Annotated in this window: 22 protein-coding genes and 3 pseudogenes; 15 read left to right on the top strand and 10 right to left on the bottom strand. The window is 73.1% G+C overall.

Features of this window, described 5'->3' with window-relative positions; translation table 11 throughout:
- Positions 1 to 22 precede the first annotated feature (22 nt).
- From QSK45_RS27475 to QSK45_RS27455, 5 genes are all read left to right on the top strand, one after another.
- Positions 23 to 1,609, top strand: a complete 1,587-nt coding sequence (locus tag QSK45_RS27475; RefSeq protein ID WP_285561553.1) for a GMC family oxidoreductase — start codon at positions 23 to 25, stop codon at positions 1,607 to 1,609.
- Positions 1,596 to 2,417, top strand: a complete 822-nt coding sequence (locus tag QSK45_RS27470; RefSeq protein WP_285561551.1) for an ester cyclase — start codon at positions 1,596 to 1,598, stop codon at positions 2,415 to 2,417. The genes QSK45_RS27475 and QSK45_RS27470 overlap by 14 nt, the downstream gene beginning before the upstream one ends.
- 40 nt (positions 2,418 to 2,457) lie before the next feature.
- A complete protein-coding gene (locus QSK45_RS27465; RefSeq protein WP_285561549.1) occupies positions 2,458 to 2,832 on the top strand; it encodes a nuclear transport factor 2 family protein in 375 nt (124 codons plus the stop codon).
- A gap of 5 nt (positions 2,833 to 2,837) precedes the next feature.
- Entirely contained in the window at positions 2,838 to 3,281 is a 444-nt protein-coding gene (locus tag QSK45_RS27460) for a VOC family protein (protein WP_285561548.1), read from the top strand.
- A gap of 91 nt (positions 3,282 to 3,372) precedes the next feature.
- Entirely contained in the window at positions 3,373 to 4,203 is an 831-nt protein-coding gene (locus tag QSK45_RS27455; RefSeq protein WP_285561546.1) for an SDR family NAD(P)-dependent oxidoreductase, read from the top strand.
- Positions 4,204 to 4,258: 55 nt separating this feature from the next.
- On the opposite strand, the gene QSK45_RS27450 is transcribed toward QSK45_RS27455, so the two are convergent.
- The 6 genes from QSK45_RS27450 to QSK45_RS27425 all read right to left on the bottom strand — a co-directional run bounded on the left by QSK45_RS27450 (position 4,259) and on the right by QSK45_RS27425 (position 11,037).
- Positions 4,259 to 5,872 (bottom strand): FAD-binding oxidoreductase, encoded by a 1,614-nt coding sequence (locus tag QSK45_RS27450; RefSeq protein ID WP_285561544.1) that lies wholly within the window; start codon positions 5,870 to 5,872, stop codon positions 4,259 to 4,261.
- 110 nt (positions 5,873 to 5,982) lie between these two features.
- On the bottom strand, positions 5,983 to 7,386 hold the full coding sequence (locus tag QSK45_RS27445; RefSeq protein WP_285561541.1) for an MFS transporter: 1,404 nt from the start codon (positions 7,384 to 7,386) through the stop codon (positions 5,983 to 5,985).
- A 7-nt stretch (positions 7,387 to 7,393) separates the two neighbouring features.
- Entirely contained in the window at positions 7,394 to 8,857 is a 1,464-nt protein-coding gene (locus QSK45_RS27440; protein WP_285561539.1) for an aldehyde dehydrogenase family protein, read from the bottom strand.
- 246 nt (positions 8,858 to 9,103) lie between these two features.
- A complete protein-coding gene (locus QSK45_RS27435) occupies positions 9,104 to 10,249 on the bottom strand; it encodes a low temperature requirement protein A (RefSeq protein WP_285561537.1) in 1,146 nt (381 codons plus the stop codon).
- 167 nt (positions 10,250 to 10,416) lie between these two features.
- Complete coding sequence (locus QSK45_RS27430; protein ID WP_285561535.1) at positions 10,417 to 10,794, bottom strand: toxin Doc; 378 nt, start codon at positions 10,792 to 10,794, stop codon at positions 10,417 to 10,419.
- Positions 10,795 to 10,797: 3 nt separating this feature from the next.
- Positions 10,798 to 11,037, bottom strand: coding sequence for a hypothetical protein (locus QSK45_RS27425; protein WP_285561532.1), 240 nt, complete (start codon positions 11,035 to 11,037; stop codon positions 10,798 to 10,800).
- Positions 11,038 to 11,479: 442 nt separating this feature from the next.
- Between QSK45_RS27425 and QSK45_RS38625 the strand changes: the two are divergent.
- From QSK45_RS38625 to QSK45_RS27410, 3 genes and pseudogenes are all read left to right on the top strand, one after another.
- Positions 11,480 to 11,536 (top strand): annotated as a pseudogene (locus tag QSK45_RS38625) (hypothetical protein); the annotation flags it as partial.
- A 62-nt stretch (positions 11,537 to 11,598) separates the two neighbouring features.
- Positions 11,599 to 11,751: pseudogene (locus QSK45_RS27415) on the top strand (2OG-Fe(II) oxygenase); the annotation flags it as partial.
- Between the two features lie 220 nt (positions 11,752 to 11,971).
- Positions 11,972 to 14,344: a SpoIIE family protein phosphatase gene (locus tag QSK45_RS27410; RefSeq protein WP_285561530.1), complete on the top strand. Its 2,373-nt coding sequence runs from the start codon at positions 11,972 to 11,974 to the stop codon at positions 14,342 to 14,344.
- 6 nt (positions 14,345 to 14,350) lie between these two features.
- Here the strand turns inward: QSK45_RS27410 and QSK45_RS27405 are convergent, their stop codons facing one another.
- Entirely contained in the window at positions 14,351 to 14,899 is a 549-nt protein-coding gene (locus QSK45_RS27405; RefSeq protein ID WP_285561528.1) for an RNA polymerase sigma factor, read from the bottom strand.
- 46 nt (positions 14,900 to 14,945) lie between these two features.
- Between QSK45_RS27405 and QSK45_RS27400 the strand changes: the two genes are divergently transcribed.
- The 4 genes from QSK45_RS27400 to QSK45_RS27385 all read left to right on the top strand — a co-directional run bounded on the left by QSK45_RS27400 (position 14,946) and on the right by QSK45_RS27385 (position 19,024).
- The gene (locus QSK45_RS27400; protein ID WP_285561526.1) at positions 14,946 to 16,331 is read left to right on the top strand and encodes a serine/threonine-protein kinase; all 1,386 of its coding nucleotides are present in this window, start codon (positions 14,946 to 14,948) and stop codon (positions 16,329 to 16,331) included.
- A 144-nt stretch (positions 16,332 to 16,475) separates the two neighbouring features.
- The gene (locus QSK45_RS27395) at positions 16,476 to 17,177 is read left to right on the top strand and encodes a DUF4232 domain-containing protein (RefSeq protein WP_285561524.1); all 702 of its coding nucleotides are present in this window, start codon (positions 16,476 to 16,478) and stop codon (positions 17,175 to 17,177) included.
- Between the two features lie 86 nt (positions 17,178 to 17,263).
- Positions 17,264 to 18,517, top strand: a complete 1,254-nt coding sequence (locus QSK45_RS27390) for an arsenic transporter (protein ID WP_285561724.1) — start codon at positions 17,264 to 17,266, stop codon at positions 18,515 to 18,517.
- A 15-nt stretch (positions 18,518 to 18,532) separates the two neighbouring features.
- Positions 18,533 to 19,024 (top strand): universal stress protein, encoded by a 492-nt coding sequence (locus QSK45_RS27385; protein ID WP_285561522.1) that lies wholly within the window; start codon positions 18,533 to 18,535, stop codon positions 19,022 to 19,024.
- A 298-nt stretch (positions 19,025 to 19,322) separates the two neighbouring features.
- On the opposite strand, the gene QSK45_RS27380 is transcribed toward QSK45_RS27385, so the two are convergent.
- On the bottom strand, positions 19,323 to 20,291 hold the full coding sequence (locus QSK45_RS27380; protein WP_285561520.1) for an aldo/keto reductase: 969 nt from the start codon (positions 20,289 to 20,291) through the stop codon (positions 19,323 to 19,325).
- A gap of 100 nt (positions 20,292 to 20,391) precedes the next feature.
- Between QSK45_RS27380 and QSK45_RS27375 the strand changes: the two genes are divergently transcribed.
- From QSK45_RS27375 to QSK45_RS38620, 3 genes and pseudogenes are all read left to right on the top strand, one after another.
- Positions 20,392 to 21,198 carry an endo alpha-1,4 polygalactosaminidase gene (locus QSK45_RS27375; RefSeq protein ID WP_285561518.1) on the top strand — a complete coding sequence of 269 codons (807 nt, stop codon included), beginning with the start codon at positions 20,392 to 20,394 and terminating at the stop codon, positions 21,196 to 21,198.
- 139 nt (positions 21,199 to 21,337) lie between these two features.
- On the top strand, positions 21,338 to 22,195 hold the full coding sequence (locus QSK45_RS27370; protein ID WP_285561516.1) for a hypothetical protein: 858 nt from the start codon (positions 21,338 to 21,340) through the stop codon (positions 22,193 to 22,195).
- A gap of 14 nt (positions 22,196 to 22,209) precedes the next feature.
- Positions 22,210 to 22,760: pseudogene (locus tag QSK45_RS38620) on the top strand (transposase).
- A 20-nt stretch (positions 22,761 to 22,780) separates the two neighbouring features.
- Here the strand turns inward: QSK45_RS38620 and QSK45_RS27360 are convergent.
- The gene (locus QSK45_RS27360; protein WP_285561514.1) at positions 22,781 to 23,635 is read right to left on the bottom strand and encodes an aminotransferase class IV family protein; all 855 of its coding nucleotides are present in this window, start codon (positions 23,633 to 23,635) and stop codon (positions 22,781 to 22,783) included.
- A 63-nt stretch (positions 23,636 to 23,698) separates the two neighbouring features.
- Positions 23,699 to 24,078: integrase core domain-containing protein (locus QSK45_RS27355; protein WP_285561513.1), on the bottom strand; the 380-nt coding region annotated here is incomplete at its 5' end.

The raw sequence follows: 24,078 nt of genomic DNA, 5'->3' as shown, positions 1-24,078 counted from the left end.
GCCACCGAACCGGGAGGTTCCCATGTCGTACGACTACGTCGTCGTCGGCGCCGGCAGCGCGGGCTGCGCCGTGGCGAGCCGGCTCACCGAGGACCCGGACATCCGCGTGCTGCTCCTGGAGGCGGGTGGCTGGGACGAGCGGCCCGAGATCCACCGCACCGACGCGGCCTCCCTCCTCGCCCTGCTGACCAGCGAGTGGAGCCCCACGATCGACTGGGGCTACGCGACCGAGCCGGAGGCCGCGCTCGACGGCCGGCGCGTCCCGGTGGCCCGCGGCAAGATGGCGGGCGGCTGCAGCTCCGTCAACGCCCTGATGTGGGTGCGCGGCAGCCGCCACGACTACGACGGCTGGGCGGCCGCGGGCAACCCCGGCTGGTCGTACGCGGACGTGCTGCCCGCGTTCCGCCGCGCCGAGGACTACGACCGCGGCGGCGACGCGCTGCGCGGCAAGGGCGGCCCGGTGCGGGTGCGCGACCACACCGATCCGACCCCGATCGCGCAGGCGTTCGTCGCGGCCACCCGGCACCTCGGCTTCGACGCGCCCGGCGACGACTACAACGGCGAGCGCCAGGACGGCTACGGCTTCCTGTACCAGACCACCCGCACCGACGAGGGCACCCGCGCCTCGACGGCGACCGCCTATCTGCGCCCGGCGCTCGACCGCCCGAACCTGACCGTGGCGACCGGCGCCCACGCCACCCGTCTGCTGCTGGACGGCACCCGCGTCACCGGCGTCGAGTACCTCCTGGACGGGCAGCGACAGCGGGCGTGGGCGGACGAGGAGGTCGTGGTCAGCGCGGGCGCCTTCGAGACGCCGAAGCTGCTCATGCTGTCCGGCATCGGCCCGGCCGCGCACCTGCGCGCGCACGGCATCGCCGTCGTCCAGCACCTCCCGGGCGTCGGCGGCAATCTCCAGGACCATCTGTTCGTGCCGGTGTGCTACCAGTCCCGCGAGGAGCATCCCGAGGGGGCGATGCTCTCCGAGGCGGGCCTGTTCACGCACACCCGGGGCGGCGCGGAGGACCGGGCGCCCGATCTCCAGTTCACCTTCGGGCCGGTGAAGTTCCTCGCCCCGAACGCGCCCGCCGAGCAGCAGGCCGGCCCCGGCTTCACGTTCGCACCGATCGCGCTGCTGCCCGAGAGCCGCGGCCGGGTCCGGCTGCGCTCCACCGACCCGGCGGCCCCCGCCGTCGTCCAGGCGGGCTACCTCACCGCGGCGGCCGACACGGACGTCCTGGTGCACGGCGTGCTGCTGGCCCGGGAGCTGGCCCACACCACCGCCTTCGACCGGCTGCGCGGCGCCGAACTCGGGCCCGGCGCCGACGTCCACGACCCCCGGGAGCTGCGCGCCTACGTCGCCGCGCGCGCGACCACCCTGTGGCACCCGGCCGGCACCTGCCGCATGGGCACGGGGACGGACGCGGTCACCGACCACGAGCTGCGCGTGCACGGCATCGCCGGGCTGCGCGTCGCCGACGCCTCCGTGATGCCGACGATCGTCGCGGGCAACACCCACGCCCCGAGCGTGATGATCGGCGAGCGCGCGGCCGAGCTGATCAGGGACTCACACCACCGACGGACCGAGGGGACCGACCATGCCCACGTCTGACCGCAACTCCGCGAGCGCCGCACTGTACCGGCGCTTCCTCGACGCCTTCAACGCCGCCGACTACGACACCGTCACCGAGGTCATCGGCGCGGACTTCACCGACCACCACCCCGGCTTCGAGATCAAGGGCCGGGAGGACTACCTGGCCGCGCTGCGGGGCGCGCACGCGACGTTCGCCGTCAAGGGGGAGCTGGAGGAGGCGCTCACCGTCGACGGCGCGGACGACAAGGTCGTCACGCGGGTGCGGCTGACCGGGACGCACCGCGAGCCGGTGTTCGGCTTCCCGGCGACCGGGCGCGCCGTGGAGTGGACGACCACGGAGATCTGGCGCGTCGAGGACGGCCGGTTCGTGGAGCGCTGGGCCCAGGACGACCTGCTCGGCCTGCGCGAGCAGGTCTCCACGGACGCCGCGAACCTGGCGACCGTGCAGGCGGTCAGCGACGCCGTGAACGAGCGCCGCTACGACGACCTGGACGAGCTGTTCGGTCCGACCTTCCGGGACAACAACCCGGCCTGGGACGTGTCGAGCCTGGACGAGCTGAAGGTCATCATCAAGGCCGCCCACGACGCCCTCGACTTCACCGTGCACCTGGACGCCCTGTACCCGGCCTCGCCGGACAAGGTGATCATGCACATCACCTTCCACGGCAAGCACGTCGCCCCGTTCTTCGGCCAGGAGCCCGACGGCCGCGAGGTCTCCTGGACCAGTCTGGAGGTGTACCGCCTGGAGGACGCGAAGGTGGTCGAGCGCTGGGTGCAGGCCGACACCGCGGGCCTGATGCGCCAGCTCGACGTGCCGCTGCCCTGACACCGTGACCCGCCGACCGCTCCGCGCCCAGGAGGCCGCGATGAACACCCGTGAGATCGTCGACACCTACTACCGGCTCGCCAACTCCGGCGACTGGGACCCCTGGTGCGATCTGTTCGCCGTCGACCAGACGATGGACGAGCAGCTCGCCGGGCATGTGGAGGGCCGCGAGACCCTGCGGGACATGATGAAGGGGTTCCCGCAGATGTACGCGTCCTTCTCCAACGTCCCCGTGCACACCGTCATCGAGGGCGACCAGGCCGCCGTCGTCTCGCACATCTCCGCCCGCACCCCGAAGGGCGAGTCCGTCGAGGCGGACGTGTGCAACTACTTCCGCATCGCCGACGGGCTGATCGTCTACATGACGAACGTGCACGACACGGTGCCTTTCGCCCCCGTCACCGGCGGGGCGTGAGGCCCGTGTCCGCACCCCGGAAGGCCCGTTGGTCGCATGTCGGCCTCAACTGCCGTGACCAGCAGGCCACGGAGGAGTTCTACCGCCGCTGGTTCGGCTTCGAGCGCGCCCGCGTGGTCGAGGCCGACGGGAGCCGGGTCGTCTTCCTCAAGAGCGGCCCGGTCTACCTCGAACTCTTCCCCACCACCGCCGAGCCCGCCTTCGCCACCGCGAAGGACGGGCCGGACCACCCCGGTGCCGCCCGCCACCTCGCCTTCCAGGTGGACGACGTGGACGCGTTCCTGGCGGCGGCCGGACACGAGCTGGAGGTCCTGCTCGGGCCGCTGGCCTTCGACGAGTTCATCCCCGGATGGAAGACGGTCTGGGTCCGCGACCCCGACGGCGTCGTCGTCGAGGTGAGCCAGGGCTACACCGATCAGACCCCCGAAGAACTGCGGTCCTACGCGTGAGCACGTGATCGCGTACGACCGCGACCGGGCACGGCCGGCCGAACTCGGCCGGCCGTGCCCCAGCCATGTTCCGACGCACACGAGGAAAAACATGAGCCCTGTCAGCGAACAGACCATTCTCATCACCGGCGCGACCGACGGGCTCGGCCGCGCCCTCGCCCATGAACTCGCCGAGCAGGGCGCCACCTTGATCCTGCACGGCCGCAGCCCCCGCAAGGGCGAGGAGCTGCTGGAGGAGCTGCGGGCGAAGACCGGCGCGGACCGGTTCGGCTACGAGCTGGCCGACTTCTCCTCGCTGGAGGACATCGGCAAGCTGGCCGACCGGGTCCTCGCCACGTACGACCGGCTCGACGTCCTCGTCAACAACGCCGGCATCGGCGTGGAGCTGGCCCGCCAGCAGAGCCAGGACGGCCTCGAACTCACCTTCCAGGTCGACTATCTGGCCGGGTACGTCCTCAGCTGCCGGCTGGCCCCGCTGCTGGTGCGCTCCGCCCCGGCCCGCATCGTCAACGTCACCTCGGCGGGGCAGGCCCCGATCGACTTCGACGACGTGATGCTGGAGCGCCACTGGGACGGCGGCCAGGCGTACTGCCAGGCCAAGCTCGCCCAGATCAGCCTCACCAAGGACCTGGCCGAGCAGCTCGCCGGCACCGGGGTCACGGTCAACGCCCTGCACCCGGCCTCGTACATGCCGACGAAGATCGTGGTGAACCTCTTCACCCCGCAGAGCAGCGTCGAGGAGGGCATGCGCAACACCGCCCGCCTGGTGACCGACCCTGCGCTCGCCGGGGTGAGCGGTGAGTACTTCAACCGGAGTACCGTCGCGCGGGCCGGCGCGCAGGCGTACGACCCGGCGGCGCGGGCACGGCTGCGGGAGCTCAGCGAGTCACTGACCGGCGTGGTCTTCCCTGCGCTCGGCTGACCCGGGACGGCCGCGGCCCCACCCTGGTTCCGGGGTGGGGCCGCGGTGCGTTCGGTCAGGACGCCGTCACGGACAGGGCGTGGTGGAAGACGTTGTTCGGGTCCCACTTCTTCTTCACGGCCTGGAGGCGCGGGTAGTTGCCCTTCCAGTACAGGGTCTGCCAGGGCACCCCGGAGGCGTTCCAGCGCGGGTCGGTGAGGTCGGGGTCGGGGTAGTTGATGTACGACCCGTCGGCGTCGCCGTCCGGCAGCGGGACGCCCCCGGTGGCGGCGTAGAAGTCCTGGTACAGGGCGCGCAGCCAGGCCACGTGGCGGTCGTCCTCGGCGGGGTCCGTCCAGTAGGTGAGGAAGTTGGCCTTCAGCATCGAGTCGCGCTGGGCGAGGGCGGTGGCGTCGGGGGCGACCGTGGTGACCTGGGCCCCGTAGGAGAAGAGGATCGCGCCGCCGTGTCCGGTGTACGCCGGGTCGCTGAGGTTGCGGTAGAGGACCGCGAGCTGCGCGTCGGACCAGCCCTTGCGCAGATAGGCGCCCTTGAACTTGCCGCGGTTGTACAGCCCGGTGTCGTAGTGGTCCTTGAGGGACTCCTTCAGCCAGGGCGTGCTGTGGGCGCTGGTGGTGTGCGCGGTACCGACGCCGTCCGCGATCGCCGCGATGTAACCGTCCATGAGCGCCTGCGAGTCGGGCAGCGAGCCGTCGATCTGGGCGGTGAGGCTGACGGCCCCCTGGACGCGGTTGTACAGCAGGAGGGCGCTGTTCAGGGTGTCGTAGTCGGTGCCCGGTGTGTTGTTGGCGGCGTGCCAGGCGTTGTGGTTGCGCACGATGCGGGTGAAGTCGGCCTCGGTCAGGTCGGTCCAGGCCCATCTGGTGGAGGACTTGAGCAGGCTGTGCGGCGGCTTGGGCAGCAGGCCGGCCGGGTCCGTGCCGGTGGCGTCCGGGGAGCGGAACCAGAAGGTGGTCACGATCCCGAACTGGCCGCCGCCACCGCCGGTGTGGGCCCACCACAGCTCGCGGTTGGGGTCGGCGGCGTCACGGGTGGCGACCACGCAGCGGGCGGTGCCGGAGGCGTCGACGTACACCACCTCGACGGCGTACAGGTGGTCGACCACGGAGCCGTACTTGCGGTTGAGGGGGCCGTAGCCGCCGCCGGAGACATGGCCGCCGACACCGACGGTGGGGCAGTCGCCGCCGGGTATGGTCACGCCCCATTCGAGGTAGAGGGTGCGGTAGACCTGGCCGAGGGTGGCGCCGCCCTGTACGGAGAACGCGCGGCGGGAGGGGTCGTAGCCGATGGCGTTCATCTCGGACATGTCGATCAGCGTCCGCACGCCCGGGTCGTCCACGAGGCCGTCGAGGCAGTGTCCGCCGCCGCGCACCCCGATCCGGGCCCCGGCCGTCACCGCCTCCTGCACGGCGGCGACGACCTGGGAGGTGGAGTGCACGAGTCGTATCGTGTCGGGCCGCGCGGCGAACCGGGCGTTGTATCCGCGCTGGGTGAGGTCCAGGTAGCGCGGGTCGGACGGGGTCACGGTCACCGTGCCGACGACGGCGCCGGAGTCGGCCGCGTCGGGGGTGGCCCGTGGCGCCGCCTGCGCGCTCTGGGCGCCGAGGACGACGGCACCGCCGACGCCGGTGGCCGTGCCGAGGAAACCCCTGCGGGTCAGTCGAGTCATTCCGACTCCTTCGTGAGCGAGTGATGCGAAACGGACGTGGACAGGTGGGAAAAAAGGGCTGCCGCTCCTGGAGCGGGCTCCGGGAACGGCAGCGAGGCGGGGCGGAAGGGTCAGCCGGCGGCGCGGGCCGGGTCCGGTCCGGCGGCGGTCTGGGCGCCGACGGGGACGGCGACCGGCGCCGACCGCCGCGCCACCAGCAGCGCCGCGGCCACCGCGGCCACCATGCCGATCAGCGGCACCACGGCGAGCACCCCGATCGCGGTGGACAGGCTCATCGCTCCGACCATGCCGCCGACGGCGGCGGAGCCGAGCGAGCCACCCGTGATGAACACGAGCTGGAACACACCGGCGGCCACCCCGTGCACGGAGCTGTCGACCAGGTGCGGCACCGCGGCCATCAGGGCGACCTGGCCCGCGCTGAATCCGGAGACGCAGGCGGCCACCGCGATCACCAGGGCGACCGGCTGGCGCCCCGCGAGCGCGGCGAGCAGCAGCCCGGCGGCGCTGAGCACGGTGAGCACCGTGACCAGGCGCAGCGGACCGACCTTGTGGGCGAGGCCGCCGGCCGTGCGGGACAGGACGGCGCTGACCACACCGGTGGGCAGCAGGATCAGACCGATCTGGGTGACGCTGAGGTCGTGGTCCATCAGGATCAGCCGGGGCGCCGCGAACTGGATGATGAGGTAGCCGGCGAAGAGCGTGAAACCGGCCGCGGCCGCGAGCACGAAGCGGCTGTTGCTGACGACCAGGCGCGGCAGGAACCCGTCGGGCACCCGGCGCACGTGCCACACCGTGGCCGCGGCCAGCGCGATCGCGAGCACCGCGAGCACCAGGACCAGGTCCTCCTTCAGGTGGGTGGTGCGGGCCTGGAGGAGGACGGCGAGGGCGGCCGCGAGGGCGAGGCAGAGCACGGCACCGCGCGCGTCCAGGCGCTCCTTGCGCGGCTGGGTGACGGGCGCGATGCGCAGCACCCGCAGCGCGGCGATCGCCGAGAGACCGGGCAGCGCGAGGGCCGCCTGCCAGCCGATCAGGTCGGTCAGGGCACCGCCGAGCAGCGCGCCGCCACCGGAGACGATGCCGACGACGGCGCCCATCGTGCCGATGGTGCGGCCGCGTTCGCGCGGGTCGGTGAAGAGCCGGTTGGCGACGCCGAACGAGAGCACGGCGGCGACGCCACCACCGATGCCCTGGAGCATCCGGCCCGCGATGACGGCCGGGAACCAGGGGACGGCGACGACGAGGACCGTTCCGGCGAGCAGCACGATCATGCCGGTGACGATGGGCATGCGCAGACCGCGGATGTCGGCGAGGCGGCCGGCGAGGGCGGAGGCGACGGAGAGGGTCAGGGTGTAGCCCGCCAGCACCCAGGCCGTCGCCCCGGAGGCCACCGAGAGGCTGTCGCCGAGCGCGGGCAGAGCGATGGGCGTCGCGGACATTCCGAGCGCGCTGGGCGCCAGGAACGCGCCCAGCACGAGCCCGGCGGAGAGCGCGCCGGGGCGGGTTTGGTCGGACATCTCTACCTCAATCAACATTGACGTACACGGTCTTGTACTGCAGGTACTCCTCGATGCCCTCGGGGCCCAGCTCCCGGCCGTAGCCGGAGGACTTGTAGCCGCCGAAGGAGGTGGAGTTCTCGAACGCCGCCCAGGTGTTGACCCAGACGATGCCCGCCTGGAGCCGGGCGGCCACGGTGTGGGCGCGGCGCACGTCGCGGGTGTGCAGACCCGCGGCGAGCCCGTACGGCGTGCCGTTGGCGATCTCGACGGCCTCCTCGTCGGTGTCGAACGGCAGCACCGTGACGACCGGACCGAAGATCTCCTCCTGCGCGATGCGCATCTGGGGGTTCGCGCCGGTGAAGAGCGTGGGCTGGTGGAAGTAACCGGGCCCGTCGTGGCCGCGCGCACCGCCGTAGGCGACGGTGGCGCCCTCCTCCTGTCCGATGCCGACGTATTCGACGACCTTGTCGAGCTGCTGGCGGTGGGCCAGCGGGCCGAGCACGGTGGTCTCGTCCAGCGGGTCGCCGACGGGGATCGCGCCGAGTACGCCGGTCAGCGCGTCCACCACCTGGTCGTGCACGGAGCGGTGCACCAGCAGCCGCGAGCCGCTCATGCAGAACTGGCCGGTGTTGAAGAACCCGGCCTGGAACGCCGCCTGCACGGCCGGTTCGATGTCCGCGTCGCCGAAGACGATGTTGGCGCCCTTGCCGCCGAGTTCGACGGTGACCTTCTTCAGCGTGCCGGCCGCGGCCGCGATCAGCCGCTTGCCGGTGGCCGTGGAGCCGGTGAAGGAGATCTTGTCGATGCCGGGGTGCTCGACGAGGGCCGCGCCGACGGTCGCGCCGCCGCCGGTGACCACGTTGTGCACGCCCTCCGGCAGGCCCGCCTCGGCCATGATCCGGGCGAGCGCGAGGGCGGTCAGCGGGGTCTGCTCGGCGGGCTTGTGGACGATCGTGTTGCCCGCGGCGAGCGCCGGGGCGATCTTGTTGACCGCGAGGTTCAGCGGGAAGTTGAAGGGGGTGATGGCACCGACCACGCCGACGGGCTCGCGGCGCGTGTACTGGAGCGAGCGGGCGCCGGCCGGGCGGGCCGCGCCCTCCAGCTGCTCGACCATGCCGGCGTAGTAGCGGAAGATCTCGGCCGCGGCCCGTACGTCGAAGCCGCGCGTGAAGGTGATCGGCTTGCCGACGTCGAGGGTCTCCAGCAGGGCCAGCTCCTCCCCGGCGGCCTCGATGCCGTCGGCTATGCGCAGCATCAGCCGGCCGCGCTCCTTGGCCGGCATCGAGGGCCAGGGCCCCACGTCGAAGGCGCGGCGCGCCGCCTGCACGGCGCGGTCGAGGTCGCTCGGACCGGCCCAGGCCACCTCGCATATCGGCTGCTCTGTCGCCGGGTTGATGTCCTGGACGGTCTCTCGGGAGTCTGCGGGCTGGAACTTGCCGTCGATGAACAGATTGCCGTCGTCGACAGCCTGGGTCGTCGGGATCGTCATCGGAGCACTCCTTCGCGAACGGTTGCCGGGGCTGTCACACGCCGCACGCCGCGGCCGGGCACCCGAGAAAGCTAGGGGCGGGCGGGAGGCGGTCGCCGGTCGGCGGGGCGGGGATCGTGCACTGCGTCAAGTCGCCATCGGTACCTGGCCACTTGAGGGTGAGTCCGGAGGGGGCGCCGGGCGGTGGGGCATCCGTCCCGGTGCCTGGCCCGGCGCCGGTCTCCGCGCCGGTCGTCAGCGCCGGTCTCAGCGTCTGACGAAGATCATCGGTACCTGCCGGCCGCCGGTCAGGAGCCAGTGCTCCAGGCCGTTGACGGCGACGAGCACGAACGCCACGGCGCCGAGCGTGGCGAGGCCCGGGACCAGGGGCGCGGCGACGGCGAGGCCGAGCAGCGCGAGTCCGGCGGCGAAGCGGGTCAGGGAGGCGGCCCCGAACATCCTGCGGCGGGTGTAGCAGAAGGTCAGGGTGAACAGGGCGGCGCCGACGGGCAGCAGTCCCGCGGCGAGCCGGTGCGGGGTCGCGGACGGTTCGGCGACGATCCGGTCGGCACCCACGGCGACCAGCAACAGACCGGACACCAGGGCGAGATGGCCGTAGCTGAGCACGTCGCGCACGACGACGGCCGGTGTGGGATGGGTGCGCAGGGCGTGCGCGACGGCGGACGCGGCCAGGTGGAAGTAGAGCCACCACAGGCCGCATCCGGTGAGGAACGCGAGGGCGACGGCGGCAAGTTCGGTCGCACCGAGGCGGCGACCGCCCACCCAGGCGCCGACGGAGACGACGTTCTCGCCGAGCGCGATGATGATGAACAGGCCGAACCTCTCCGGTAGGTGGTTGACGCCGAAGGCCAGCTGCCGCAGATGGCTGCTGAGGACGAGGGGTGCGAGGATCTCGGCGACCACGGCGATCGCCCACCCGGCGACGCGCATCCGGTCCGGCAGCGCGGTCACCGCGAACAGCGCCAGCGCGAAGGCGAGTCCCGCCCGGTAGGGGTGGATGGTGTAGTGGGCGCACTCACGCCGGATGGCCTCGCCGATGAGCAGTCTCAGGGCGAGATAGCTGCCCGCGTACAGGAGCGCCTCGGGTCTGCTCTCCAGCGCGTGCTGCGCGGACATGCCCATCCCGTAGGTGGCGAGGCCGGCCAGCAGCAGGAACACACGCTGCATGTTGGTCTCGTGCACGGCGTTCATCGCCATCACGACGTCGACCCACGCCCACCACAGCGGCACCAGGACGAGCAGGCAGCTGCCGAGGCGCGACCAGCCGGGGTGCAGGGCGAGCACGTGGGCGACCTGGCTGACCCCGAAGGCGAGCACCAGGTCGTAGAAGAGTTCCGTCCATGTGGCCCGGTCGCGTACGTCCACGTGCGTCCGGGCAGTGACTTCGGCCACCGCTGCACCAGCTTCCCTCTCGGCCTACGGACTGCGACAGGAATCGCGGATCGCGGGACCGACTGTGCGCGGCGGCCGCGGGCAGGGGCGACGGCGGGCGGCGCGCAGGGGACATTCCGGGAAGTCGGCGGACGGTCTGTCCCAACTCGACCGCCGGGCGGGGATGTTCAGATCTGCCAGGAGCGGAGCCGGTCGGCGGCCCCGTACACGTCGGTCTTGCCGGAGATCAGATCACGGGCGAGGTCCACCAGCGCGCCGTAGGGCGGGTCGATGCCGACGCCGCTGACGAACATGTAGGCGACCGCGGTGGCGCAGGCGAAGCGCGCGTTGGCCGCGGGCAGCGGCTTGAGCAGGGCGAGGGTGTGCAGCAGGGCGGCGGCCCGCCAGGCGGGATCGGAGTCCACGCCGAGCCGGGGCGGGTCCACCCGGTGCCGGGCGACGGCGGCGACCAGCGCGGAGAAGTCGTCGACCGCGGGCTGTTCGGGCAGGACCTCCTCGTGCCGCTGGAGCAGCCACGGGACATCGATGTGGATGACGGGCGGCATCACTCAGGCGGCCTCGCCCCGCGCGGGCGGCTCGTCCTCGGGGAACGCGGCGGCGAACTCCTCGGCGTGCGTGGTGAAGAAGCTGCGGAACGCCTCGGCGCCCTCCTTCAGCGCCCGGTGGCGGGCGATGTCGGCGGCGGCGGCCTCGCGGACGAGGGCCTTCATCGACGTACCGCGCTCCTTGGCGATCTGCCGCAGGTCCTCTAGTTCCCGGTCACTGAACTCCACGTTGAGAGCTGGCATGGGCCAAACCGTACCCCTCGGGTACTCAGCCGTAAATATCCGCAGGTCAGCTCATATGCGGTGGGGTACCTGCCCTTACCCGGGACGGCGGAGGGCCATGTCCGATTCCCGCCGGTCCCGGGCCGTTCGGCGCAGCAGACTCGACCGCGGAACGGAAAGCCTTGCGAGGAGGACCGATGAGCAAGGGACCGATGAGCACCGTCCACACCCTCCACCCCAGCCCCCCGGGCGAGCTGCCGCTGACCGGGGCGCGCTCCCCCGCCGGGTCCACCCTCACCCCGCTGTCCCTGCCCGCCTGGGAGATCCCGTCCGGGGAGCGTGACGACCGCCCGTTCGCCGAGGCGCACCGGCGGCTGGACGCGTACTTCGCGGGCAGGCTCCCGCGCTTCGAACTCCCCCCACCGCCACCGGGACGCCGTTCCGGCAGGCGGTCTGGCGGGCCCTGGAGGACATCCCCTACGGGACGACGACCGCCTACGGCCGACTGACCGCGCCCCTGGGCCTGCCCCGGGCCCGTACCCAGGCCGTGGGCCGGGCCCTCGGCGCCGACCCCCATCCGCGCTGCGCCAGGGCCACGGGCTGGTCTTCACCACCCGGGACCGCCCCGTGCGCTCCCGCCGCGGCTGGTCGGCCGGCGCGATGCGGCACGGGGTGAGCACCGTACGCTCCGGACGGCGGCGCACGCTGGGCCTGGTCTTCCACGACGCGAAGTGACCACCGCCGGCCTTCCGCCGGCAAGAGCGGCGCGGCGTCCTTCCTCCCGCGGCCGCACGGCGGGGGCGGCACGGACCGGCCGCCACTCACCGCGCGCGTCAGGCACCCGCGCTCCCGGCCCCACCCCGCCCGGCGCTCACCCCCGGGCGCGAAGCACTAGGCTGGAAGTCGCGAGACGTGCCAACTGATCACTGTGAGTGTGCGCTTGGGAGCGGCGACGATGAGCCGGGGCTATCCGTTCGACGAGGCGGCGACGGCCCGAGCGGTCATCGATGACGACGGAACGCTGGTGGAGTGGAACGAGGGCGCGCGGCGCCTGCTCGGCCACGCCGCCGAGGCCGTCGTGGGCCACCCCGCCACCGATCTGCTCACCGGCCCCGCCCCCGCCCTGCCCCGGCGCTCCCGCTGGCACGGCACGCTCGCGCTGCGCCACCACGACGGCCACAGCGTCGACGTGTGGCTGCTCGCCCGGCACCATCCGGCCGCCGACGGCGACGGGGGCCGGTGGATCCTGGTCACCCCGCTGACCGGCGCGGAGCCGCCCGCCGAGGACGATCCGCTGGCCGAGGCGGGCCTGATCCAGTCGCCGTGCGCCATCGCGGTGTACGACGAGGAACTGCGGTTGCGCCGGATGAACGACGCCATGGCCGCGGTCTCCGGGCTCCCGGAGGAGCACGCGCGGGGCCTGCGCTTCTCCGAGCTGGTCGAGGGGCCGCAGAGCGAGGAACTGACGCGGAGCATGCGCGAGGTGCTGGCCACCGGCCGGCCGCTGGACGTGCAGACCGTCATGCGGGCGGGCGGCGAGCTACGGGCGCACGCCTGGCTCGCCCGGATGGCCCCGGTGAAGGACCGCGCGGGCCGGGTGCGCGGTGTGTGCCTGGCCGCGCACGACGTCAGCGACAGCCAGCGGGCCCGGCAGCGGCTTCAGCTGGTCAACGAGGCGAGCGTGCGCATCGGCACCACCCTCGACGTCACCCGCACGGCGCAGGAACTGGCCGACATGTGCGTGCCGGCGCTCGCCGACTTCGTCACCGTCGACCTGCTGGACCCCGAGGAGCACGGCGGTGAGCCGCCGGCCCGCGTCGCCACCCCGGTCACCCTGCGCCGGGCCGCCCACCGCTCGGTCCTGGAGGGAGTGCCGGAGGCGGTGATGAAGCCGGGGCAGACCGAGCGCTACCCGAGCGGCTCCCCGCAGGCGGACTCGCTGACCGCGGGCCGCACCATCATCGCCTCGAAGATCGCGGGCGACATGAACACGTGGATGAACTGGAACAGCGCGCGCACCCGGTCGGTGCGCCTCTTCGGCATCCACTCCGCGATGTCGGTCCCGGTGCGGGCCCGCGGCCTCACCCTGGGCGTCGCGGTGTTCATCCGGCACCGGCGCCCGGACGGCTTCGACGCGGACGACCGGATGCTGGCCGAGGAGATCACCGCCCGTGCCGCGGTCTGCATCGACAACGCCCGGCGCTACTCGCGCGAGCGGGAGACCGCCCTCGCCCTGCAACGCAGCCTGCTGCCCCGCACACTGCCGCACACGGCCGCGCTGGAGGTCTCCTCCCGCTATCTGCCGGCGGCGCGGGCGGGTGTGGGCGGCGACTGGTTCGACGTGATCCCGCTGTCGGGGCTGCGGGTCGCGATGGTCGTCGGGGACGTGGTCGGGCACGGCATCCAGGCCTCGGCCACCATGGGCCGGCTGCGCACCGCCGTACGCACCCTCGCGGACATCGACCTGGCCCCGGACGAGCTGCTGACCCACCTGGACGACCTGGTGGTGCGGCTCGCGGAGGAGGCCGGCGACGGCGGCGCGGGAGTCGGCGCGACCTGTCTGTACGCGGTGTACGACCCGGTGTCGCGGGCCTGCACGCTGGCCCGCGCCGGGCACCCGCCCCCCGTGCTGCTGCCGCCGGCCGGCCGCCCGCACGAGCTGGACCTGCCCGCGGGACCGCCGCTGGGCCTGGGCGGGCTGCCCTTCGAGTCCGCCGAGGTGCGGCTGCCCGAGGGCACCGTGCTCGCGCTGTACACGGACGGCCTGGTCAAGTCCCGGGAGCGGGAGAGCGACATCGGACGCGCGATGCTCTTCGAGGCGCTGGGCGCGCCCGCCCGCTCGCTCGACGCCTCCTGCGACCACGTCCTGCGCACCCTGCTGCCCTACGGCGGCGCCTCCGACGACGTGGCGCTGCTGCTCGCCCGCACCCAGGGCCTGCCCGCCTCCCAGGTGGCGACCTGGGACATCCCGGCGGACCCGGCGCTGGTCGCGCCGATCCGCAAGCAGGCGGTGGAGCAACTGGACGTCTGGGGGCTCAGCGAGGCCACGTTCACCGCGGAGCTGGTGGTCAGCGAGCTGGTCACCAACGCCATCCGCTACGGCGCCCGTCCGATCCGTCTCCGGCTGATCCATGACGCGGCCACACTGACCTGCGAGGTCTCCGACACCAATCACACCGCCCCGCACCTGCGCCGGGCCAAGACCTTCGACGAGGGCGGCCGGGGGCTGCTGCTGGTCGCCCAGCTCACCCAGCGCTGGGGCAGCCGGTACACCGCGGCCGGCAAGACGATCTGGGCGGAGCTGTCCGTGTTCGAGGAGGACCGGTAGCCGTCGTCAGAAGCCCGTGAGCCAGGGTCTCACCTGTCTGCGGGCCTCGTGCAGACGGGACTTGAAGGTGCCGAGCGGGACGCCGGCGCGCTCGGCGGCCTCGGCGTAGTCCAGTTGGCAGATGTCCCGGTAGACCAGCGGCGCGACCAGCCGCGGGTGCTCCCGCTCCAGCCGCTCCAGCGCCTCCAGCAGGTCCACCCGGGAACCGGCGATGACGCTGGTGGTGCGCGGGTCGACCGCGTGCTCCCGCTCGACGGGGAAGGGCTGTTCGGCGGCCCGCCGCTTCAGCTCGCGGTACTTCTGCCGGCAGCAGTTGGCGACCACGGTGTACAGCCAGGTGCCGAAGCGGCTGCGGCCCTCGAAGGTACCCACGCGGCGGGCCACTTGGAGCAGCACGTCCTGGGCGGCCTCCTCGGCGTCCTCTCGGCAGGGCAGGAAGCGCCCGCAGCGGCGTACGACCTCGGGCCGCACCTCGGCCAGCAGCCGGTCCAGGGCCTCGGTGTCCCCGGCGGCGGCACGCCGGGCGAGTTCCTCCACCGGCGCCTCGTCCCGCACGTCACGGCCCCCTTCGAGTCGATCTCAGGGCAGGCATGATAGTCGTATGCACTCCCTGGAGCGGATCGGCCGGTACCGTCTCGAACGACCGCTGGGCACCGGCGCGTTCGCCACCGTGTGGCTCGCCCACGACCCGGAGCTGGAGGCCCCGGTGGCGGTGAAGGTCCTCGCCGAGAACTGGTCGCACCGGCTGGACGTCCGGGACCGTTTCCTGTCCGAGGCGCGGCTGTTGCGCCGGGCCGGGTCCAGCCGGGTCGTGCAGGTCTACGACATCGGTGAACTCCCGGACGGCAGGCCGTACTTCGTGATGGAGTACGCCGACGGCGGCACCCTCGCCGAGCTGCTGAGGGACGGTCCGCTGCCGGTGCCGGAGGCGCTGTCGCTGACGGCGGAGGCCACCCGGGCCGCCGCCGCGCTGCACGAGGCGGGGATCGTGCACCGCGACATCAAGCCGACGAATGTGCTGCTGCACACCGCCCCGGACGGCACCCGGCGGGTGCTGCTGGCCGATCTGGGGCTCGCCAAGAGCCTGGCGCAGGGCTCGGTGCTCACCCTGGCGGCGGGCTCGGCGGGCTACCGGCCGCCGGAACAGGCGGAGCCCGGCGCGGGCATCGACGAGCGGGCCGACGTCTACAGCCTGGGCGCGGTCGGCTACGAGCTGGTCACCGGGTGCGTGCCGGGTCCGCCGGGCAAGGTGGTACCGCCCGCGCGGCTGCGCCCCTCCCTCGCCGACGACGTGGCGCGGGCCCTGCTGCGCGCCCTTGAGCCGGACCGGGCCCGGCGCTGGCCTGGCGCGCGGCAGTTCGCGGCCGAGCTGGACCGGCTGGCGGCGGGTCCCGGGCAGCAGCGGCGGCGGCTGGACCGGGTGCGCGGCCGGCTGAACACGGCGACGCTGTCCGTGGCCGCCCTGGTCGCGGCGGCGGTCGCGGCGGTCACGGTGACCGTGGTGATCCACCGTGGCGGCACCGCCGAGCAGGCCCGGGTGGCGGACTCGGAAGGCAGGGTGAGCGTCCGGGTACCGGCGGCCTGGGACCGCGAACTGCGCGACTCCGGCTGGGACCCGCGGGTGCTGGGCCTGCGCGCGGGGCGCGAGCCGGGCCTGGTGGTGGCCTCCAGCCTGTCCCGCTGGCCCGACCTCGGCGCTCCCGTCGACGGCGTGTTCGTCGGCGTCAGCGAGCACGGCGACGTCACCGCCCGGGTGAAGGCGCTCGCGCACACCGGATGCCACTACGCCGGCGGCCGCGGCTTCCGCAGTGCCGGCTGGCACGGCCTGGTGCGGTCCTGGAGCGGCTGTCCGGACGGCGGTTCGATCACCGAGTCGGCGCTGGTCCCGGCGGACGGCGCCGCCGAGCCGCAGGTCTATGTGCAGCTACGCCAGCGGGGTGACGGCGACGCCACCGATGGCGTACTGCGTTCACTGCGGGTGCGCTGAGGGGTCGGCCGGGGACCGGAGCGGGGAAAAGAACCCCTGTGTTCCGAACTTTTCCCACGGTCCGTGCATCGGAGTGGGGTGACGGCGCACTCGGCACCGTAGGCACGCGTCGCGTGCCCCGATCTTCCAGGAGTGTTGAGCGACATGGTGTACACCCCACGGTCCGCGCGGCGCGGGGCCCTGTTCGCGGGCTCGGTCGCCGTGCTGGGCCTGCTGACCGCCTGCGGCAACGGCCAGGACGTGCACAGCAATCCGCCCATGACGGCCTCGGGTACGGCCGCGCCCGCGACCGGCGACCCGACACCGCCGGCGTCCCGCACCGCGGCCACGCCCTCCCCCGCCTCCTCCGCGCCCACCGGCGCCCCCTCGACGCCGGTGTCCCGGACGACCGCCACCTCGGGCGGCGGCGGGACGACCCCGGCGGCGAGCACCCGCTGTCACACCTCCGAACTGCGCGCCTCCGTGGGCCGCAACGACCCGGGCGCGGGCCAGGAGAACTTCCCCCTGGTGCTCACCAACGCCTCCGGCCGCACCTGCACGGTGCGCGGCTTCCCGGGCGCGGCCTTCGTGAACGCGAGCGGCGCCCAGCTCGGCCCCGACCCCCGGCGCGAGTCGGGCTCGGCCACGACCGTCACCCTCGGGCCGGGCCAGAGCGCCTGGGCCGGCCTGACCTTCTCCAACCCCGGGGTCAGCGGCGCGAAGACCGCGAGGCCGGCCGCGCTGCTGATCACCCCTCCGGACGAACGGGACCATCTGAAGGTGACGTGGACGGGAGGTGAGGTGCCCGTCTCCGGGAACTCCTCTTCCGTGTTCCTCACCGTGTTCAGCCCCGGCACCGCTCCCTGACGCGTCGCACCCCGGCCGTCGCCGGGCGGTCGGGGGCATCTGTTTTGATGGGCGGGAAAGCGTGATCGATTCCGGAGGGACCCGCCCTGAACAGCTCGCTCGCCGAAGCACTCTCGGTCGTACTGCTCCTCGCGGTACTCGCCTTCGCCGTCGTACGGCCCTTCGGGTGGCCCGAGGCGGCGATGGCCGTACCGGCCGCCGGCATCGCGATCGCCACCGGCGCCATCTCCCTCGACCACGCCCGCGCGGAGGTGGAGCGGCTGGGCCCGGTGGTCGGTTTCCTCGCGGCGGTCCTGGTGCTCGCCCACTTCTGTGCCGTGGAGGGGCTGTTCCGGGCCTGCGGGGCGTGGATGGCCCGCTGGGCGGCCGGGCGTCCGGTACGGCTGCTCACGGCGGTCTTCGTGCTCGCCTCCGCGATCACCGCCGTGCTCAGCCTGGACGCCACGATCGTGCTGCTCACCCCGGTGGTGTTCGCCACCGCCGCGCGCACCGGCGTACGCCCCAAGCCGCATGTGTACGCCTGCACGCATCTGTCGAACACGGCGTCGCTGCTGCTGCCGGTGTCCAATCTGACCAACCTGCTGGCGTTCGCGGCGAGCGGGCTGAGCTTCACCCGGTTCGCGGCGCTGATGGCGCTGCCGTGGCTGGCGGCGATCGGCGTCGAGTACCTGGTGTTCCGGCGGTTCTTCGCCGGTGACCTCGCGGCGGCGGCCCCGGCGGGCCGGGACACCGGCGAGCCGCCCGTCTTCCCCCGGTTCGCGGTGGTGACCGTCGTCTGCACGCTGGCCGGGTTCGTGGTGGCCTCGGCCTTCGGCGTCGAGCCCGCATGGGTGGCGGCGGCCGGTGCGCTGGTCCTGGCCGGGCGGGCGCTGGTGCGGCGCGAGGCGACCCCGTCGGCCGTGGTGAAGGCGGCGGCCCCGGCGTTCCTCGCGTTCGTGCTCGCGCTGGGCATCGTGGTGCGGGCGGTGGTGGACAACGGGCTCTCCGACGTGCTCGGGCGCGTCGTGCCGGGCGGCACCGGACTGCCCGCGCTGCTGGGGACCGCCGTGCTGGCCGCGGTCCTCGCGAACATCGTCAACAACCTGCCCGCGGTGCTGGTCCTGCTGCCGCTCGCCGTGCCGGCCGGGCCCGGCGCGGTGCTGGCCGTGCTGCTCGGGGTGAACATCGGCCCGAACCTGACCTACGCCGGCTCGCTGGCGACGCTGCTGTGGCGGCGGATCGTGCACCAGCACGAGCACGACGTGAACCTCGGCGAGTTCACCCGGCTGGGGCTGCTCGCCGTGCCGTCCTCCCTCGCGGTCGCGGTGGTGGCACTGTGGGGGTCGCTGCACGTTCTCTGACGGGAGGCCGACCCGATGCGTGTGATCGCCTGGCTGGTCGAGGGCACCTGGCCCGCCTGTGTGGACGCCCTGCGCACACATGCGCCGGAGTCCGCCGAGGTGGTGCTGCTGCACGTCAGCGGTCCCGATGTGCCCGGGGTCGCGCACGGCGCGTTCGCCGGGCTGCTGGGCCGCGGGCACCCGGAGCGCGACCCCGGTGTCCTGCTGGAGGAGCTGGGTGGTTCGTCGGCGGCCGAACTGCTGGCCGCGGCGGCCGAACGCCTCGGCCGGTCCTGTGTGCGCGAGGAGCGCGCGGGCCGGGTCGAGCGGGAGGTGGTGGCCGCCGCCGAGAGGGCCGACCTGCTGGTGCTGGCCCGGGACGGCGACCGCTCCCGGCTCGGGCCGCACAGCCTCGGTCCGGCGGGCCGCTTCGTCGTCGACCACGCCCCCTGCCCGGTCCTCCTGGTCTGGCCGGAACCGGCCCCGGGGCTCGCCACCATCCCTCCTCCGCCCCCGCACCACCCCTGAGCGTCCGCCGTCCTCACGGCCGTCCCGCGCGGCGGCCCCACCCCGGTGCCCGTCATCCCGCCCCGGGCGACGTGCTGTTCTCCCACGGCGGCCCGGGGGCGGCTCGGGCCCCCACCGCGCCACCGACCGGTTCCTCCGCTCCTTCCTCGGGCACGCCGTGGGCCGCTCGGATCGGCGCACCCGGGCCTGCTGCCGGATCCCCACGACGTCCCGGCGAGCGGGTCCCGCGGCCGGAGCGCGAGGGCGCGGGTCCGTACGGCACGGCGTTCGCGCCGAAAGGCCCGCCGCCCCGGCGCGCTCAGTGGCCGCTGATCGCCCGCGGCGTGTACGGCCGCTCCAGCTCCTCGATCTCCTTGTCGGCCAGCGTGAGCCCGACGGCGGCGACCGCGTCCTCGATGTGCCGCGGCCTGGCGGCGCCCACGATCGGCGCGGTCACCGGGGCCTGGTGCAGCAGCCATGCGAGGGCCACCTGGGCGCGCGAGACGCCCCGCTCCCCGGCGATCCGGGTGACGGCCGCCACGATCGAGCGGTCGGCCTCCTGGTACAGCCTGCTGCCGAAGGCGTCGTGCTCGCTGCGCTCGGTGACCGTGCCCCACTCGCGGGTGAGCCGGCCCCGGGCGAGCGGGCTCCACGGCAGCACGCCCACGCCCTGGTCGACGCAGAGCGGCAGCATCTCCCGCTCCTCCTCGCGGTAGAGCAGGTTGTAGTGGTCCTGCATCGAGACGAACTTCGTCCAGCCGTGCCGCTCCGCCGTGTACTGCGCCTTGGAGAACTCCCACGCGTACATCGAACTGGCCCCGATGTAGCGGGCCTTGCCCGCCTTGACCACGTCGTGCAGCGCTTCCATGGTCTCCTCGATCGGCGTCGCGTGGTCGTAGCGGTGGATCTGGTAGAGGTCGACGTAGTCGGTGCCGAGGCGGCGCAGGCTGTGGTCGATCTCGGTCATGATCACCTTGCGGGACAGCCCGGCGCCGTTGGGGCCCGGCCGCATCCGGCCGTGGACCTTGGTGGCCAGCACGATCTCGTCGCGGTGGGCGAAGTCCCTGAGGGCCTTGCCGACGATCTCCTCGCTGGTGCCGTCGGAGTAGACGTTGGCGGTGTCGAAGAAGGTGATGCCCGCCTCCAGCGCCTGCCTGATCAGCGGACGGGCGGCCTCCTCGGCCAGGGTCCACTCGTGGTTGCCGCGCTCCGGCACCCCGTAGGTCATGCAGCCCAGACAGACGCGCGACACGTCCAGGCCCGTCGAACCGAGCTTCACATACTGCATCGTTGCTGCTCCTGCCTTCGGGACGGTGATCACGGCCGAGCCTACGACCCGGCCCGGTACCGGCTTGACGGCCGAAGCGTCCAAACGCTTCGATCCTGACATGTTCCGCACCGTGTCACTCCTCGTCCTGGCCGTCACCGTCTGCGCGCTGACGGGCTGCGCCACCACCCGGGGGGACGACGGCACCAGTCCGCCCTCGGTGCGGCTGCCGCCCCGGCACGCCGGGTTCGACTACCAGATCGGCGGCGCCTATCCCCCGCCGGCCGGTGTCCGGATCGTCAGCCGCGACCGCTCCGACTCCCCCGCGCCCGGCCTGTACAACATCTGCTACGTCAACGCCTTCCAGGCCCAGCCCGCCGAACGCGCCTCCTGGCCGCGCGACCTGCTGCTGCGCGACGCGCACGGCGGGACCGTCGTGGACCGGGACTGGGACGAGGCGCTGCTCGACATCGGCACCCCGGCCAAGCGCGAGCGGGTGGCGCGGCGGGTGGACCGCTGGATCGACGACTGTGCGCGCAAGGGCTTCGACGCCGTGGAGCCGGACAACTACGACAGCTACACCCGCTCCCGGGGGCTGCTCACCGCGTCCGACGCGACCGCCTTCATCACCCTGCTGTCGCGGCACGCGCACGCACGCCATCTGGCCGTCGCGCAGAAGAACACCTCCCAACTGGCGGATCAACGACGCCGCGCGGGGCTGGACTTCGCGGTGACGGAGGAGTGCGGGCAGTACGACGAGTGCGGGGTGTATGCGAAGGCGTTCGCGGACCGGGTGGTGGACATCGAGTACACCGCCGGCGGGCTGCGCAAGGCCGTCGCCGGCTGGGGGAAGCGGCTGAGCATCGTGCGCCGGGACCGGGACGTCTCCACCCCGGGCGACTCCGGGTACGTCCGCGCCGTCCGCTAGCCAGGGCCGCCGGGGCGGATGTGTTGCTGCCCTCAGGTGACCGTCCGGCGTGGGAGACGACGGATCGTCGTACCGTCGGATGATCCTCGACCGCAGGTGACCGGCGCCCGGCCGGTCACGGCCGTGCGGGAGGAATGCGGTGCCGACCCATCCGACCACCCTGAGAGCGCTGACCGGGGCGGCGCTGCTGCCCCTGGCCCTCGTCACCCCCGCCTGGGCCGGCACGGGCGCGGCCCCGGCCCCGAAGGCCGAGGAGCCGGCCACCCTGTGCGCGGTCGGCGGGACCCTGCGCGGCGACCACGGCCAGCACGCGCTGGTCAGCCTGTGCGCGGGCAGCGGCACCCCGCAGTTCGCCGTCTCCGCCCCGGCGTCCTGCGGCCGCGCCGGCACCCGGGTCCGCTACAGCTGCCGGACCGACGGCACCTGGACCGCCAGGCGCGCCGGAAAGACCCTGTCCAGTGGCGCGCTGCCCGGTTCGGGCGCCTACCCGGGCCCCGGAACGTACGACATCACGGCCACCGTGCGGGTACGGTCCGCGCCCACCGGCGTCGACCTCACGGGCCGGGTCCACGCCACCCTGACGCTGACCGCCCCCAAGCCCCGGCCCACCCACGCGATCACCGTCGACCGCACGGCGTTGCACCGCGGCGGCACCACCACGTTGACCTACACCGTGCGCCGGGACAGCACGGAGGGCGACGGCAGCGCCCGCTTCGGGCTGATCGGGCAGGCGGGCACCGGCGTCCGGTTGGCCACCTCGGACGCCCGCTGCGTCCACCCGCTGGTCGGGAGGTATCCGGAGAAGACCCGGCTGCCGTACTCCCTGGACTGCGCCCTGACCGAGCTTCAGCCCGGCCACCCGGAGCGGGTCGAGGTCCGCGTCACCGTCGGCGCCACCTGCTCCACCGTGGTCTCCAAGCTCGGCTACTGGATGCCGGACGGCCAGGCCCTCTACACCGGCGGCATGCTGGAAGGCCCCGAGCTGACCTGCGACTAGGGTCTGTTGCGAAAGTGGATCTTGATCGTGGACGATCACGTTCTGCGGGGCGTGGTGATCTGACGAACGGCCAGTGGGCCCGGCTGGAGTCGTCGTTGCCGCAGGGCGTCAAGCCGGGTCGTCCGCCTGTGGACCCGACGGCAGCTGATCGACGGCGTACGGTGGCGGACCCGGACCGGTGCGCCCTGGCGTGATGTGCCGGACCGCTACGGACCCTGGGATCGATCAGAGTGCCCCGCATCGGTCCTGGCCGACCTCGCAACAGGCCGGACCGCGTACGCGCCGACAGAGCGTACGACTCCCGCCGCAACCGAGACTGCCTACGCAGACGCGGGATCAAGGCGACCATCCGGTCCCGTCGGACCGCGTCCGCAACCGTCGGAAGCTGGGCTCCCGAGGCGGTCGGCCGCCGACGTTCGACAAGACCGATTACCGCGAAAGTCATGCCGTCGAGTGCGGCATCGACCGCCTCAAGCGTCACCGGGCCGTGGCCACGAGGTACGACAAGCTCGCCGTCCGCTACGAAGCGACCGTGCTGGTCGCAGTCCTCAACGAGTGGCTGTGACCGACACGGTCCAGCAACGCTTACACGGTTTGCCAGGGGTTGGTCTCGTAGCAGTTCACGAGCAGGTCTGTCACGTCGGGATCGACGGTCAACACCGCCTCATCGATGCTCGCGACCGGGACGGCCGGCGAGATGGAGTTCGAGAGGAAGGCCGCGAGGGCAGGAGAGCCGGACGCCCAGGCTCCGAGGTCTCGGAGGTGGATCTCACGCCGCTCGGACGGGATGCCCTTGGCCGCCAGTCCTCGCTGCAGAAGCTGCATCATGATTCCCGGCAATACGGCGGCCTGGGGCCAGATGACCCTCTCGCCGTCGAAGAAACCGATGTTCGAGATCGATGCCTCGCTGATCCGGCTGTTGCGATCGGCGAACAGAACGTCGTCGTACCCGGCGAGCACCGCCTGGCGCCGGCGAAGGCTGAGTCCGAATGTCCCGGCGTGCTTGACGTGGGGCAGATCCCGCTCGTACTCCACTGTCCGCAGGCGCACAGGTGAGGTCCGCGACGCGATGGGAGCGCTCGTCGTCACAGCCACGTCCGGCTCCACCTCCTCGCCGCGCAGCACAGCATCCTGGTGGCGGCTGAAGACGGTCACGCGAATCGTCACCGCGTCCGGGGAAGCAAGGAGCGCGTGCCGCACACAGGACCGCACCCGATCGCCGTCCAGCCCCGTTCCGAACAGCTCCCGCGTACTGTCGTCCAGCCGCTTCAGGTGCAGATCCAGTCCTCGGACCGCTCGACCCCGCACCTGTAACGAGGAGAAGTGCGAGTAGTTGGCCCGCGCGAGCACCTTCAGGTCTTCGCTGCCCGCTTCGGCACCGTTGACTTCCACCCGGTCGATGTCGGCCCCTCCCTCATCCGTACCCAGCCCCACGGCCATCTCTCGCCCACCCTAGGCACCGCATGGACGTCACGCGCACTGGATCGCCTTTCGCACCAGGCCCTAGTTGTGCTGTTCGGACAGGTTGGTGACGCGGCTGGCTGGTGGGTGGCCGTCGATGCCGGTGTGGGGTCGGTGGTAGTTGTACCAGTCCAGCCAGTCGGGGAACGCCGCTTGCCGTTCGGTGTCTGAGGTGTAGGGCCGGATGTAGGCCCATTCGTCGAGCAGGGTGCGGTGGAAGCGTTCGACCTTGCCATTGGTCTGGGGCCTCCAGGGCCTGGTCCAGCGGGGGCTGATGCCCAGGTCGCGGCAGGTATCGCGCCAGGTGTTCTTCGTGTAGGCCCAGGCGTTGTCGGTCAGGACGCGTTCAACGGTGATGCCGTGGGCGGCGAACCACGCGGTTGCCCGTCGCAGGAAGCCGGCGCAGGTCGCGGCGGTCTCGT

This window comes from Streptomyces hygroscopicus subsp. hygroscopicus, assembly GCF_030269125.1.
Taxonomy (GTDB): domain Bacteria; phylum Actinomycetota; class Actinomycetes; order Streptomycetales; family Streptomycetaceae; genus Streptomyces; species Streptomyces hygroscopicus_C.
The sequence above is the reverse complement of the archived record's forward strand: the minus strand, read 5'-3'. Positions and strand labels throughout refer to the sequence as shown.